Below are 14,222 nucleotides of genomic sequence, written 5' to 3'. Positions count from 1 at the left end.
ATTATAATTTAATATTAATCGACTAATTCAAATTCCAAAACCTCACTCTCCGTTCCATTAATAATAATCGACAACTGATGTGCTCCAGTATGAAAAACTCGTGTCGTAATTAATTTAAAAGACTGATTTCTTTCGATTTTAGTTAATTGATTCGGCTGATAAATTTTCTCACTGATTTTGAAGACTTTTTTCGCCAAATGTCCTTTTGCTTTTTTATAATGAACTGCATATTCTAAACGGATTGTTTTTGGTTCTTCGTTTTTATTATTTAAGTGAAATTGAAACTGTAAATAATCTCCAATTTTTACAATAGGCGTTTTAATTTCAAAAGAAGAAAGCTCAATATTGGTGCTTTCTAAACCATAATGACCTAAAATTTCAGGATGTCCTTGTTTCAATAAAGTTCTGCAGCCGTGTTTAATAATTCCGTCGGTTTCCTTGCTATGTCCTTTCCATTTATTGGCGATTTCTAACACAATTTGAGGATTATCTTTTGCAATATCATTTAAGTTATTGGCAACACTTCTGCGGACATATTCTGAAGGATCATTTTTTAGATTTTCTAATATTGGAAGAATAGAAGAAGGATCTTTTTTCAAAAACGGAATTGCCATAGCCCACGGTAATCTCGGGCGGGAACCTTCGCTGGCTAATCTTCGAACATGGTGATTTTCGTGCAGAGACCATTTTGTCATCTCTTCGATCATTTGTTCTTTATATTTTAAAATGAAAGGACGAACGGCAAACTCACAGCTTATAAACTGTGTTATTGAAACAAAGGCTTTCGCCGAAGTTTTAAAATCGTTTAAACCGTACATTTCGATATAATCGGCAAAGAAAATGAAAGCCAGATTGCTGTCTGCAAAATTATTTTTCTTTAGGTTTTTAATAATTTTATCAATTAAGGAAACGGCTTCAGGGAAATTTTGAGGCATAAATTGATGAAATACAACTGTGGTATGTTTCATTCTTTCTTTCCATTCTTTTTGAGCAAAATCACCTTCGTAAATTGTCTCAATAAATTTTTGTTTGTTGAATGTTGGATGCACTTCGGCGACAGCCTGACTGAATTTTTCGTAAAAAGAAACCGAGTAAATATCTTTAATTAATCCCATAAATTTTGCTTGATTGAACCTCAAAGATATTTAATGTTTTTTAGTTTTTTTACCATTAAGATATTAAGTTTATAAACGATATTTAGGATTGTTGTTTTAAAGGTTGAAAGTGAAAAACTTATGTTTATGGTTTAATTAGAAAATTAAGTGATTTTAAAGAAAAGAATGCTTAATTTCTCTTTATATCTTAATGATTAAAAAATAAAATTTTAATGTTTGAAATAACTTTTCGCAGAAAGTAAACTTTTAAATCCATAAAATAAGTTCTAATTTAGCATATTATTAAAATTAGAAAAATGATAAGCGAAGCTCAATTTCAAGCAGAATTGCAACTTTTGATAAGCAATGCCATTAGAGAAGATGTTGGTCCGGGCGATTACAGCTCACTTGCCTGTATTCCGGATACTGCACATGGACAGGCAAAATTATTGGTAAAAGATCAGGGAATAATTGCCGGTGTTGAAGCTGCCAAAATGATATTTGCACATGTTGATCCAAAACTAAAAGTAAAAACTTTTATTGAAGACGGAACGCATGTAGAATATGGAGAAGTTGTTTTTGAAGTTTCAGGAAGCTCACAGTCTATTTTAAAGGCCGAAAGAGTGGTTTTGAACACCATGCAGCGTATGTCTGCCATTGCGACAAAAACCAAACATTTAATGAAACTTTTAGAAGGAACAAACGCTAAAATATTAGATACACGCAAAACAACGCCAAATTTTAGAGTTGCCGAAAAATGGGCTGTAAAAATAGGCGGAGGCGAAAATCACCGTTTTGCGCTTTATGATATGGTTATGCTAAAAGACAATCATATTGATTTTGCGGGCGGAATAACACGCGCTATTTCAAAAACTAAAGAATATCTAAAAGAGAATAATCTGGATTTGAAAATCATTGTTGAAGCCCGTAATCTGGATGAAATTAGAGAAATTTTACTGAGCGACGGCGTTCATAGAATCCTGATTGATAACTTTAATTATGCAGATACAAAAACGGCAGTAAATTTGATTGGTACAAAATGCCAGACAGAATCTTCGGGGAATATTAGCGAAAAAACTGTTCGTGAATATGCTTTATGTGGTGTAAATTATATCTCATCAGGCGCTTTAACACATTCTGTTTACAATATGGATTTGAGCTTAAAAGCTTTTTAGTGAAGTTATGAGTTTTGAGTTATAAGTTATGAGTTTGGTTTTAAAAACTATTGATTATAAATAAATCTAAAATCTGAACTCTAAAATCTAAAATCAAAAAAATATGTCGAAAGAAATAGAAGAGCGCATTGAAAAACTGCCTGTAATACGCAATGCAGCCCGACTTTTTAAAAGAATAAAACTCCCTTGGTTAGAGGGATTTTCTTTGTATGATTTACTCGAAATGTACACTTTAGGAATTCTTGAAGGGGCATTTTCGTATCATGCAAGTGCGGTTTCTTTTAGTTTTTTTATGGCCTTGTTTCCTTTTGCTTTATTTATTTTAAACTTAATTCCGTTTATCCCTATAGATAATTTTCAAAATGATTTCTTGCAGTTTGTACAGCAAGGCGTTCCTCCAAATACCTATGATGCGATTAGTAAAATTATCAGCGATATCTTAAATAATAGTCACTCAGGCTTATTATCTTCAGGATTTTTGCTTTCTATTTTTTTGATGGCAAATGGTATTAACGGAATTTTAAGCGGTTTTGAATCGTCTAAACACGTATTTGACAAACGTGGATTTTTTAGTCAGTATCTTGTAGCACTGGCAATTTCACTTTTAATGACAATAATATTGTTTGTAACAGTGGCTACAATTGTTGTTTTTGAGGTTTTTATTCAAAAAACAATCATTCAGGATGTATTAAGTGATCGTATTCCGCTTATTATTTTAGGGCGATATTTATTCGTTGTCTTGATGATTTTGATAACATCTTCAATATTATTACGTTATGGTACAAAACAGTATAATAAAGTACCTTTTATAAGCATTGGATCTGTTTTTACAACGATACTAATTGTTATATCTTCGTTCTTTTTTGGGATTTGGGTTATAAAATTTTCAAAATACAACGAACTTTATGGTTCTATTGGAACATTATTAATTCTAATGTTTTATATTTGGATAAACTGTATGATTCTGCTTTTAGGGTTCGAATTGAACGCTTCTATCAGAAAATTAAAACAAAAAAAAAATAAATAATATGAAAAATTGGATGTTAACGATTGGTGTTTTTTTCTTTGCGATGAGTATTCAGGCTCAAAGTGTTATAGGGAAATGGAAGACCATAGATGATGAAACGGGAGAAGCTAAATCTGTAGTTGAGATTTACGAAAAATCAGGAAAAATATACGGGAAGATTACAGAAATACTTCGCGAGAATCATAAAAAAGATGTTTGTGTAAAGTGTGAAGGTACCGAAAAAAACAAACCAATTTTAGGAATGACCATTATAAATGGTCTTAAAAAAGACGGTGCAGAATATAACGGAGGGACAATTTTAGACCCAACAAGCGGTAAAAAATACAAATGTTATATCTCATTAGATTCTGCAGATAAATTAAAACTTCGCGGCTATGTTGGAATTTCTATTATGGGAAGAACACAATACTGGACACGCATAAAAAACTAATTCAAAATTAAATGCGAAAATTAGCTTCAATAGTTTTATTCTTAGTCATAACCTTAAACTGTTTTGGACAAAAGAAGAATTCGCCATTACCAATAAGTCATCTTACAGGTGACTTTTATGTTTATAAAACATTTCATGATTATAAGGGAACGTTGATTTCTGCCAATGCCATGTATCTTGTTACAGATAAAGGTGTTGTTTTATTTGATGCACCTTGGGACGAAACTCAGTTTCAACCTTTATTAGATAGCATAAAAGCAAAACATAATAAAGAAGTGATAATGCTTTTTGCAACGCATTCTCACGATGATCGTGCCGGAGGATTTGAATTTTACAAGAAAAAAGGAATCAAAACGTATTCGATTAAGTTAACAGATGATATTCTTAAAAAAGAGAATAAACCGAGAGCAGAATTTATAATTCCAAATGATAAAACTTTTACAGTCGGGCAGCATACTTTTGAGGTTTATTATCCGGGAAAAGGTCATGCGCCTGACAATATTGTAGTTTGGTTTAATAAAGAAAAGGTGCTTTACGGAGCTTGTTTTATAAAAAGTGCCGATGCTCAAGATCTTGGTTATTTAGGAGATTCTGATGTAAAAGAATGGAAAAAATCAATTGGTAAAGTGAAGGCAAAATTTAAGAACCCAAAATACATTATTCCGGGTCATGAAGACTGGACTAATACAGAATCTTTAAATCATACTTTGAAATTGGTTGATGAGTATTTGGCTCAAAAATCTTCTGGAAAAAGTAACAGATAACTATTAAATTCTGATGTAGTTAAAAAAATAGTTTAATTTTGTTTGAATTAATAAGAGGAGATATGACTGTAACGGATAAAAATATATTGGAAACCTACTCAAACTTATTTGAAGGACTTAGTTTTTCAAATAAAATTGAACTTATAGAACGATTAACTAAGTCTATTAAAAGTAATAAATCGAAAGAGAATAATTTCTATAAATCTTTTGGAGCTTTTGCATCTGAAAAATCTGCAGAAGAAATTGTTTCTGATATAAAAAGATAACCACAATTGAGAATCAATTGATTTTGGTTACTGATAACACTAAAGATTTTAAACTTTTAGACGGAATTCAAATGGAGAACTGGTTTGAAAGAAATTAAATATTTTTGTTCAAATATATTCTCCAATCTTTATTAAAATATCTACATGTTTTTTATCGAAGTTATTTTACCGCTTTCCTTAGCAAAAACCTTTACATATCGTGTTTCTGAGGCCGAATTCCATTTTATAAAAAAGGGAATGCGTGTGGCGGTGCCTTTTGGTAAAAGTAAAATATATACAGCACTTGTATTAGATATACATGAAAATGCGCCCACATTATATGAGGCTAAAGAAATCCATCAAATTTTAGATGAAAAAGCAATTGCTACCGAAACCCAGATTAAGCACTGGCTTTGGGTTGCTAATTATTATATGTGTGGTATTGGCGATGTGTATCGCGGAGCTTTCCCAACTGGATTATTATTAGAAAGTGAAACTATTGTTTCGCACAAACCAGAAGTTGTTGTCAATGATTCTGAACTTTCTGACGATGAATTTTTGGTTTACGAAGCACTGCAGCATCAAAGTTCACTTAAAGTTCAGGAAATTGCTTCAATCTTAAATAGAAAAAACATCCTGCCAATTCTTCAAAAATTAATAGCAAGAGATATTATTGTTTTAGAAGAAGAAATAAAAGAAAGCTACAAACCAAAACTGGTTCGATATGTGAAATTACATTCACAATACGAAACAGATCAAGGTTTGACGAATTTGCTGGATATTTTGAGAAGTGATAAGCAAAAAGAAATTGTTTTAGCATATTTTCAAATAAGTGCTTCAGAAAAAAAGCCAATAACAGTTAATAAACTGGTGGAAGTTTCAGGCTCAACTTCAGCCGTTGTGAAGACTTTGGTTAAGAATGAAATTTTTGAAGAGTATTATTTACAGCAAGATCGTATTTTATTTAACGGAGAAAAATCAGATAAAGAATTACAGCTAAGTGAAGCACAGCAAAATGCTTTTACCGCAATAAAAGAGAGTTTTTCTGAGAAAGAAGTCTGCTTACTTCACGGCGTTACTTCAAGCGGAAAAACAGAAATCTACATTAAATTAATCGAAGAATATCTGCAAACGGGAAGACAGGTTTTATATCTCCTTCCGGAAATTGCACTTACAACACAATTAGTTTCACGATTGCGACTTCATTTTGGAGATAAAGTAGCTGTTTTTCATTCTAAATACAGTAATAATGAAAGAGTTGAGGTTTGGAAACAAACACTCGAAAATTCAGTGAAAGCACAAATTGTAATAGGAGCGAGGTCGGCATTGTTTTTACCTTTCAACGATCTTGGTTTGTTGATTGTGGATGAAGAACATGAGCAGACTTTTAAACAGACAGATCCTGCGCCGAGATATCACGCCAGAGATGCGGCTATTGTTCTGGCAAATTTTCATAATGCTAAAGTGCTTTTAGGCTCGGCAACGCCAAGTATTGAAACCTATTTTAATACCCAAAGCGAAAAATACGGTTTAGTTACGCTTACAGAACGTTATAAAAATGTTCGAATGCCAGAAGTTGTTTTGGTTGACTTAAAAGACAAGCATTTCAGAAAACGAATGACGGGGCATTTTAGCGATGTTTTAATAGAAGAAATGGCCGAAGCTTTATCTCTAGGCGAACAAGTGATTTTGTTTCAAAACAGAAGGGGATATTCTCCTATAATAGAATGTATCACATGTGGACACGTACCACATTGTCAGCAATGCGATGTGAGTTTGACTTTTCATAAATTTAAAAATCAATTACGCTGCCATTATTGTGGGTATTCGATTGCAAAACCAACGCATTGTCACAGCTGTTCGAGCATTGATTTAACAACCAAAGGTTTTGGGACAGAACAAATAGAGCAGGAGTTGTTATCGCTCTTTCCGAAAGCCAAAACGGGAAGAATGGATCAGGATACGACTCGCGGCAAATTCGGTTTTGAAAAGATTATCGATACCTTTAAAAATCGGGAAATTGATATTTTGGTAGGAACTCAAATGCTGGCCAAAGGTTTAGATTTTGATAACGTAAGCTTGGTTGGAATCATGAATGCGGATAATATGCTGCATCATCCCGATTTTAGGGCTTTTGAGCGAAGTTTTCAAATGATGACACAAGTTGCAGGAAGGGCAGGAAGATCAGAAAAACAAGGTAAAGTTGTTATTCAAACCTATAATCCAAGTCACAATACAATTCAGCAGGTTACAAACCATAATTATATAGGTATGTATAAGGAGCAATTGTATGACAGACAGATTTATAAATATCCGCCCTATTTCAGGATTATTAAACTAACGATAAAGCATCGTGATTTTGATAAATTGAAAGAAGGGTCCATGTGGTTATATCAGGTTTTAAGTCAGAACTTGAATATGCCTGTTTTGGGTCCGGAAGAGCCGGCCATTAGCAGAATTCGAAATGAATATATAAGGACTATCTTAATTAAGATTCCGCAAAACCTGCATTTAGGAAACACAAAAAAAACTATTCAGAAAATGTTGAATAGTTTTGAAGCGGTTGCTCAGTACAGAGCTATAAAAATTGTTGTCAATGTCGATTTCTATTAATTAGATGTCGACAATGCTTTTACTAAATCTTCCTTTTTGTTTCGACTAAGCGGAATTTTCGTAATTCCGATTTCTGCAAATTTACTATTAAAGCGCTCTACCTTATCAATATTAATAATATACGATTTGTGTACACGAATGAACTTGTCTTTTGATAAATCATTTTCAAAAGATTTCATTGTCGAAAGGACAAGATTGCTATCGTCTTCGGTAACAACTCTTACGTAATCTCCAAAAGCTTCAATCCATTTGATTTTAGCAGTGAATATTTTAAGTTTTTTGAGGTTGCTTTTTATAAAAATATGTTCGCCTTCTTCTTCTTTGACTTCTTTTTTAAGCAAATGCATATCAATTGCTCTTTTTACAGAAGCATTAAAACGGTCTACAGCGATTGGTTTTTGCAGATAATCAGTGGCATCATAATCAAAAGCTTTTAATGCGTATTCAGCTTTAGAAGTGATAAATATAATTTGTGGTTTAGATTTTAAACCATCAAGAAAATCAAAGCCATTAATGACTGGCATTTCTATATCAAGAAAAATTAAGTCGATATTATTTAATGAGATACAACTTTTTGCTTCTATTGCATTAGAAAAATCCCCGATTAAGTGCAAACCTGGGTGATTATTAACTAATTTTGCAATAATTGTCCTTTGTATAGAACTATCATCCACAACAACACAGTTTAGTTTCATAACATTTAAATTTAGAATAAATTCAGGATAGCAGTAGTAAATGTATAGTTTTTTTGGAAAAAAAACTAAAATAGACGTATAATTTTTGCATTATGACGAATAAAAGAAAAAATGTGTTGTATATTTAAAAATAATGGTTACTTTTGCACCCAATTTTAACAAATAAATTTTTTATTTATGAATCATTATGAAACTGTTTTCATTTTAAATCCCGTTTTATCTGAGGTTCAGGTGAAGGAAACAGTAACGAAATTTGAAGAATTTCTTACTAGTAGAGGAGCTGAAATGGTATCAAAAGAGGATTGGGGTCTTAAAAAAATGGCTTACGAAATCCAAAACAAAAAAAGTGGTTTTTATCACTTATTTGAGTTCAAAGTAGCTGGAGAAGTTCTAATTGCTTTTGAAACTGAATTTAGACGTGACGAAAGAGTTATGCGTTTCTTAACTGTAAGTTTAGACAAGCATGCTATTTCATGGGCGGAGAGAAGAAGAGCAAAATTAAAATCTACTAAAGCTTAATCATTATGTCTACAATAGAGCAATCTGCAAAAGGAAAAAAAGACGGAGATATCAGATATTTAACGCCTTTAAACATTGAAACTAACAAAACTAAAAAGTATTGCCGTTTCAAAAAATCAGGAATCAAATACATCGATTATAAAGATGCTGATTTCTTATTGAAATTCGTAAATGAGCAAGGAAAAATTCTTCCTCGTCGTTTAACTGGAACTTCATTAAAATACCAAAGAAAAGTTTCTGTAGCTGTAAAAAGAGCTCGTCACTTAGCTTTAATGCCATACGTGGCCGATTTATTAAAATAATTAAAAACTCTAGTCGCTGGTTTCTGTTCAATCAGAACCTAACTTCTAAAATATAAGGACAACAACATGGAACTTATTTTAAAACAAGACGTACAAAACTTAGGATTTAAAGATGATGTAGTATCTGTAAAACCTGGTTACGGTCGTAACTTTTTAATCCCTCAAGGTTTTGCTTCATTAGCAACTCCTTCTGCTAAAAAAGTTTTAGCTGAAAACCTAAAACAAAGAGCACATAAAGAAGCTAAAGTGGTTGCTGATGCTAAAGCATTAGCTGAAACTTTAAAAGCTCTTGAAATTAAACTTACTGCAAAAGCTGGTGGAGAGAAACTTTTTGGTTCTATCACAAACATTGACATTGCTGAAGCTTTAGAGAAATCAGGTAACGCTATTGATAGAAAATTCATCACTAGTGGTATCGTAAAACGTACAGGAAAATATACAGCTAGCATCCGTTTACACAGAGATGTTATCGTTGAATTACCATACGAGATTATCGCTGAAAAATAACATTTTGTTAACTTCTTGTTAATAAAATATAAAAATCACTCTTAGGAGTGATTTTTTTTTGCCTAATTTTGAGTGAATTAACTCACTCAAAACCAGGAAAATGAAAAAACTATTTGTATTAATGTTATGTGTGCTGGGACTCACCGCGGCCACAGGACAAACCACAACGTCGAGTATTAAGGGTATTGTAAAAAGTTCAGGTAACGAACTATTACCGGGAGCTGGTATCTTAGCAGTTCATACTCCTACTGGAACTAAATATTCTGCCGTTTCCAATGAAAATGGAAGGTTTAATATTTTGAACATGAGAATTGGCGGACCTTACAAGATTTTAGTAACGTTTGTTGGCTATCAAAGTCAGGAATATAATGACATATATCTGGATTTAGGAAAACCATTTAATATAGATGTACTTCTTGCTGATGAAAGTCAGGCTCTTGAAGAAGTTAAAGTAACCTCAAAAGATAAAGTTTTTAAAAGCGGAAAAACCGGTGCCGAAACTACAATTGGAAGGAGAGAGCTAACAGCGCTGCCAACAATTTCAAGATCGGCAGAAGATTTTACACGTCTTGAGCCAACTGCGAGCGGCGGGTCTTTTGGCGGTAGAAATGATCAATATAACAATTACTCCTTGAACGGAGCGGTTTTTAATAACCCTTTCGGACTTGATGCTGCAACTCCAGGAGGGCAGACAGGCGCTCAGCCAATATCGTTAGATGCAATTGAGCAGATTCAGGTTGCTACAGCTCCTTATGATGTGACATTGTCTGGTTTTACAGGAGCTTCTGTAAATGCGGTTACCAAATCAGGGACGAATGAATTTCATGGTACGGCCTATGCTTTTTACAGAAATCAGGATTTAACGGGAAGTAAAATTAAAGGAGAGAAAATATTTGTGCCTTCATTAGAGCAGACTCAGGCTGGATTTAGCTTAGGAGCACCAATTATTAAAGATAAATTATTCATTTTTGGAAATTTTGAAATTGATAAACGAAGTGATTTAGGTTCTAATTTTGTGGCCAATAATAATGATGGTGTAACCGGAATTAATGAATCAAGAGTTTTAGAATCTGATTTAATAGCAGTTTCTGATGCCTTAGCAAAATTAGGTTATAATACTGGAGCCTATCAGGGATTTAAACACGAATCAAATTCAAGTAAAGGAATTATAAAAGTAGATTGGAATATTACTGATAATCATAAATTAGCGGTTATTTATAATTTTCTTGATGCCTCAAAAGACAAACCGGCACACCCAACGGCCTTAGGTTTTAGAGGTCCAAATGCTTCCATATTACAGTTTCAAAATTCAGGATATCAAATCAATAATAAACTGAGTTCCTTTTTAGTGGAATTGAATTCTAAATTTAGCGAATCGGTATCGAACAAGTTACAGGCAGGTTACACTCATTTTAAGGATTACAGAGACCCATTTTCTGTTCCGGCGCCTGTTATAAATATTCAGGATGGGGCAGGATCAAATTATATTATTGCAGGTCATGAACCATTTTCTATAAATAATACTTTAGATCAAAAAGTAATTCAAATTACTAACAATTTGACATATGCTGTTAGTAATCATGCTTTTACTTTTGGAACTTCTTTTGAAAAATTTGAATTTAAAAACTCTTTCAATTTAGCAGGTTATGATAATTTTGGAAACCCAAATGGGTATGCAGGAACATTCTTTACACCTTATTTTACAGTACAAGATTTCTTAAATGATGCTGCGCAGCCATATGCTACAAGCATTATTGCACAAAACCTTAAGTATGCGCAAGATACATATAATGCTAAAAGCCAATTTGCTGTAGGCAGCGACGGTGGATGGAAACTGGCAGAACTAAATGTAGGTCAGTGGGCATTTTATGCTCAGGATGATATTAGTATAAGCAATGATTTTAAATTGTCTTTTGGTTTAAGAATTGATAAACCGTTGTATTTTAATACTGCAGATTTGATTCAGAAATATATAGATACTGATAATGGAGGAGCAGGAAGGGATAATAGTATTGATTATTATAATCCTCAAACAGGACAAGCGGTTAAATTAATTTCTACAGATTTACCTAGCGATAGAATTTTGTGGTCGCCTAGATTTGGATTTAATTGGGATGTAAAAGGTAATGCAACTTCGCAGCTTAGAGGGGGAACTGGAATTTTTACAGGAAGAATTCCGTTTGTTTGGTTAGGAAATCAGGTAAGTGGCGCAGATGACAGCTTTTTGCAGATTATGGATCCGGATTATAAATGGCCGCAAGTATGGAGAACAAGTTTAGGTTACGATCATCGATTTGAAAATAATTATATTGTAACGCTTGATTTATCGCATAATAGAGATATTAATGCGGTACATGTGCAAAACTGGGGATTAAAACCTCCAACGGGAACTTTGGCGGGTGTGGACAACAGACCAATTTATGTAGCCTCAGATCATGGCGCAAATAATGCGTATGTGATGACAAATTCTGATAAAGGGGGTGCTTTTAATGCTTCTGTTAAAGTGCAGAAAACATTTGTAAGTGGATTGTATGCCAGTATTGCTTATAATTATATGAAATCAAAAGATGTTAACTCTATTGAAGCAGAAATTACCGGAGATGCTTTTTCTTTTAATCCTGCTTTAGGAAATGTAAATAATGATGTTCTTTCGAATTCTAAATATGGCGATAATCATCGTTTTATTGGTGTAGCTTCAAAAAAATGGAAATACGGAAAGGATAAGTGGGCAACTACAGTTTCTGCGTTTTGTGAATATGCTCAGGGCGGACGTTTTAATTATACGTATGGAGGAGATATCAACGGAGACGGTTCTACTGTTAATGATTTGATTTATATTCCAACAACGGCAGAGATTGGCCAAATGACTTTTAGCGGTGCTGGCCAGGGCGAAGCTTTTGATAAATTTATTTCGCAGGATAAATATATGAAAGATCGTAGAGGGCAGTATGCAGAACGTTATGGTGCTATATCACCTTGGAGAGGACGATGTGATATTAAATTATTGCAGGATTATAATTTTAAATATTCATCAGCATCTGAAAAAACAAACACTATTCAGTTTAGTATCGATATTTTAAATTTTGGAAATTTATTAAATTCTGATTGGGGCGTTGTTCAGGTACCAACCAGTGTTCAGCCTATTGGGGTGACTGTTGTTGGAAATACACCAACATATACCTTTAATAATACCCAGACCAAAACATTTAGTTATGATGCCAGTTTAACGTCGAGATGGCAGGCTCAATTTGGTGTTAGATACATATTTTAGTAATGACAAAAAAGTTATAAATTTGCCCTCGCATTTGCGAGGGCTTTTTTTTGTTATTAAAAGCTCTTTTTAATGCGTTTAAACAATAAAAAAATAGATGAAGTACGCAAGATTAACAAAAGAGCAGTTTGATGAATTGCATGCAGAATTTGCAAGTTTTTTAGCAACTCAGGCAATAGATAAAGCAGAGTGGGATTCTCTTAAAGTAAATAAGCCAGAAGTTGCAGAGCAGGAACTGGATGTTTTTTCAGATTTAATTTGGGAAGGTGTTTTGGGCAGAGCTGAATTTTTAGAGCATTTTTCAAAAAATCATATCTTTTTATTTCAATGTTTTGATACTTATGTACAATCGATAGTTTTGAAGTCATTACTTCCAGAAACTGATTTTTTAAGTAAAGAAGGATTGCAATGGCTTAGCGATAATATGTTTACTGAAAATATAGAAATGAAAGTTGGAAAAAAGGTTTTTACTGAGGATAGAAATTCTTCTATTTTTGAATTGATCAAACAAGGTGCTTTTTTAAGTGACGGACAATTATTTACTCAAATTAATACAATTTTAGAGTCTTAGGTTGTAATAAGTTCATTTTCAAAATATTATAAAAGGATAAGCAATGATGTTAATTGTTTATCCTTTTTTTATGTTTTTAACTTTTGTTTAATGTTTTGTATTTTTAAACACCCGTATTTTTACGTGGTTTTTTATCAATAACTAAAAGTTTATGATTTCGTCTCATTTTTAATGAATTTTGACTGCATTAAGTTCTAAATTGTTAAATTTCAATCGTTTGAAATTTATTTAATGTAATTTAAAACCTACAAAAAATAAATTTAACATAAAAACACTAGTGTTTTTATGTCTTTTGAAATCGGTTGTTTTTAAAATAAAAACACTGTATTTTCTTATATTAACAAAGCTTTATTAGTTTTTAATTTTTAGAAAGCTTCAAAAAAATAAGAATTTTATACTTGTTTTATTGTTTTGTTTTTTATAATTTTAGAATAGAAAAGTTAAACAAAATGTTTTTCGGTTTTTCTATAAGAATCAAAAGAAAATTTATCTGTTAAACTTTTAAGTTCAAAAAATATACTATGTAATAATTATAATTGAATCGCCTTTGTAATAATAACTTTTAATCGCTCTGCTTATGGAATTGACATTTACTTTCTTTATCGAGTTTGCATTAGGTCTTCATATCATTTTAGCTTTATATTTTATTATTCTGAAGAAAAACAAACTTATTCATCCTTTTGATTATCCTTCTTTTATTACAGACTTTTTTCAAAAGTTTTTAATATTCAATTCTAAATATTTAAAGTGTTGTCTACATTGTGTAGACGATTATGTCATCCGTTAAATTTTATTTTTAATGGACAAACCTTTAATGTCTAATTGATTCAATTTAGATTTTGGTTTTAGATAAATCAAAATCATAGAAAGAGTAATCAACTTTCTATTTGAAATTGGTTAAATATTATTGAATTAAAATTCTCCCCTTACACTTTAAGTTTTCTTTTATGAAAATTAATTTTAAAACAAATCACTTCATTTGGAAGATTGGTGCAGATCAATATTTCCC

The 14,222-nt window shown here is 32.1% G+C and carries 13 protein-coding genes; 11 read left to right on the top strand and 2 right to left on the bottom strand.

The genetic code is table 11. The annotated features are described in order from the left end of the window. Positions 1 to 14: 14 nt before the first annotated feature. The gene (locus tag BUE10_RS03000; RefSeq protein ID WP_073482215.1) at positions 15 to 1,115 is read right to left on the bottom strand and encodes a DNA alkylation repair protein; all 1,101 of its coding nucleotides are present in this window, start codon (positions 1,113 to 1,115) and stop codon (positions 15 to 17) included. Between the two features lie 296 nt (positions 1,116 to 1,411). On the opposite strand from BUE10_RS03000, the gene nadC reads away from it, so the two are divergent. The 6 genes from nadC (at position 1,412) to priA (ending at position 7,348) form a co-directional block, all read left to right on the top strand. Beyond that, positions 1,412 to 2,269: a carboxylating nicotinate-nucleotide diphosphorylase gene (nadC, locus tag BUE10_RS02995; RefSeq protein WP_073482213.1), complete on the top strand. Its 858-nt coding sequence runs from the start codon at positions 1,412 to 1,414 to the stop codon at positions 2,267 to 2,269. A 103-nt stretch (positions 2,270 to 2,372) separates the two neighbouring features. Next, positions 2,373 to 3,296 carry a YihY/virulence factor BrkB family protein gene (locus BUE10_RS02990; protein WP_073482211.1) on the top strand — a complete coding sequence of 308 codons (924 nt, stop codon included), beginning with the start codon at positions 2,373 to 2,375 and terminating at the stop codon, positions 3,294 to 3,296. 1 nt (position 3,297) lies between these two features. Next, positions 3,298 to 3,726, top strand: coding sequence for a DUF2147 domain-containing protein (locus tag BUE10_RS02985; protein WP_073482209.1), 429 nt, complete (start codon positions 3,298 to 3,300; stop codon positions 3,724 to 3,726). A gap of 11 nt (positions 3,727 to 3,737) precedes the next feature. Continuing rightward, positions 3,738 to 4,490, top strand: coding sequence for a subclass B1 metallo-beta-lactamase (gene bla-B1-FLAV, locus BUE10_RS02980; RefSeq protein ID WP_073482208.1), 753 nt, complete (start codon positions 3,738 to 3,740; stop codon positions 4,488 to 4,490). Between the two features lie 38 nt (positions 4,491 to 4,528). Then, entirely contained in the window at positions 4,529 to 4,756 is a 228-nt protein-coding gene (locus BUE10_RS02975) for a hypothetical protein (RefSeq protein WP_234984701.1), read from the top strand. Positions 4,757 to 4,900: 144 nt separating this feature from the next. Then, entirely contained in the window at positions 4,901 to 7,348 is a 2,448-nt protein-coding gene (gene priA / locus BUE10_RS02965) for a replication restart helicase PriA (RefSeq protein WP_073482206.1), read from the top strand. Here priA and BUE10_RS02960 read toward each other — a convergent pair. Continuing rightward, positions 7,345 to 8,043 carry a LytR/AlgR family response regulator transcription factor gene (locus BUE10_RS02960; protein ID WP_053473460.1) on the bottom strand — a complete coding sequence of 233 codons (699 nt, stop codon included), beginning with the start codon at positions 8,041 to 8,043 and terminating at the stop codon, positions 7,345 to 7,347. The two genes, priA and BUE10_RS02960, sit on opposite strands and share 4 nt — an antisense overlap. Before the next feature lie 177 nt (positions 8,044 to 8,220). Between BUE10_RS02960 and rpsF the strand changes: the two genes are divergently transcribed. The 5 genes from rpsF to BUE10_RS02935 all read left to right on the top strand — a co-directional run bounded on the left by rpsF (position 8,221) and on the right by BUE10_RS02935 (position 13,213). Continuing rightward, positions 8,221 to 8,562 carry a 30S ribosomal protein S6 gene (gene rpsF / locus BUE10_RS02955; RefSeq protein WP_007810575.1) on the top strand — a complete coding sequence of 114 codons (342 nt, stop codon included), beginning with the start codon at positions 8,221 to 8,223 and terminating at the stop codon, positions 8,560 to 8,562. Between the two features lie 5 nt (positions 8,563 to 8,567). Next, complete coding sequence (rpsR, locus tag BUE10_RS02950) at positions 8,568 to 8,864, top strand: 30S ribosomal protein S18 (protein WP_002987043.1); 297 nt, start codon at positions 8,568 to 8,570, stop codon at positions 8,862 to 8,864. A gap of 66 nt (positions 8,865 to 8,930) precedes the next feature. Further along, positions 8,931 to 9,371 (top strand): 50S ribosomal protein L9, encoded by a 441-nt coding sequence (gene rplI, locus BUE10_RS02945; protein WP_056205957.1) that lies wholly within the window; start codon positions 8,931 to 8,933, stop codon positions 9,369 to 9,371. A gap of 100 nt (positions 9,372 to 9,471) precedes the next feature. Then, positions 9,472 to 12,642 carry a TonB-dependent receptor gene (locus BUE10_RS02940; protein ID WP_073482204.1) on the top strand — a complete coding sequence of 1,057 codons (3,171 nt, stop codon included), beginning with the start codon at positions 9,472 to 9,474 and terminating at the stop codon, positions 12,640 to 12,642. Between the two features lie 97 nt (positions 12,643 to 12,739). Continuing rightward, the gene (locus tag BUE10_RS02935; protein WP_073482202.1) at positions 12,740 to 13,213 is read left to right on the top strand and encodes a DUF6495 family protein; all 474 of its coding nucleotides are present in this window, start codon (positions 12,740 to 12,742) and stop codon (positions 13,211 to 13,213) included. Positions 13,214 to 14,222: the final 1,009 nt, after the last annotated feature.

This window comes from Flavobacterium sp. CF108 (assembly GCF_900129795.1).
Taxonomy (GTDB): Bacteria; Bacteroidota; Bacteroidia; order Flavobacteriales; family Flavobacteriaceae; genus Flavobacterium.
The sequence above is the reverse complement of the archived record's forward strand: the minus strand, read 5'-3'. Positions and strand labels throughout refer to the sequence as shown.

Excerpts from the sequence above, each read along its gene's own strand:
- BUE10_RS02940 (WP_073482204.1), top strand. The coding sequence starts at position 9,472 with ATGAAAAAACTATTTGTATTAATGTTATGTGTGCTGGGACTCACCGCG.
- BUE10_RS03000 (WP_073482215.1), bottom strand. The coding sequence starts at position 1,115 with ATGGGATTAATTAAAGATATTTACTCGGTTTCTTTTTACGAAAAATTC.
- BUE10_RS02990 (WP_073482211.1), top strand. The coding sequence starts at position 2,373 with ATGTCGAAAGAAATAGAAGAGCGCATTGAAAAACTGCCTGTAATACGC.
- BUE10_RS02960 (WP_053473460.1), bottom strand. The coding sequence starts at position 8,043 with ATGAAACTAAACTGTGTTGTTGTGGATGATAGTTCTATACAAAGGACA.
- nadC (WP_073482213.1), top strand. The coding sequence starts at position 1,412 with ATGATAAGCGAAGCTCAATTTCAAGCAGAATTGCAACTTTTGATAAGC.
- rpsF (WP_007810575.1), top strand. The coding sequence starts at position 8,221 with ATGAATCATTATGAAACTGTTTTCATTTTAAATCCCGTTTTATCTGAG.
- BUE10_RS02985 (WP_073482209.1), top strand. The coding sequence starts at position 3,298 with ATGAAAAATTGGATGTTAACGATTGGTGTTTTTTTCTTTGCGATGAGT.
- BUE10_RS02935 (WP_073482202.1), top strand. The coding sequence starts at position 12,740 with ATGAAGTACGCAAGATTAACAAAAGAGCAGTTTGATGAATTGCATGCA.
- rpsR (WP_002987043.1), top strand. The coding sequence starts at position 8,568 with ATGTCTACAATAGAGCAATCTGCAAAAGGAAAAAAAGACGGAGATATC.
- priA (WP_073482206.1), top strand. The coding sequence starts at position 4,901 with ATGTTTTTTATCGAAGTTATTTTACCGCTTTCCTTAGCAAAAACCTTT.
- bla-B1-FLAV (WP_073482208.1), top strand. The coding sequence starts at position 3,738 with ATGCGAAAATTAGCTTCAATAGTTTTATTCTTAGTCATAACCTTAAAC.
- rplI (WP_056205957.1), top strand. The coding sequence starts at position 8,931 with ATGGAACTTATTTTAAAACAAGACGTACAAAACTTAGGATTTAAAGAT.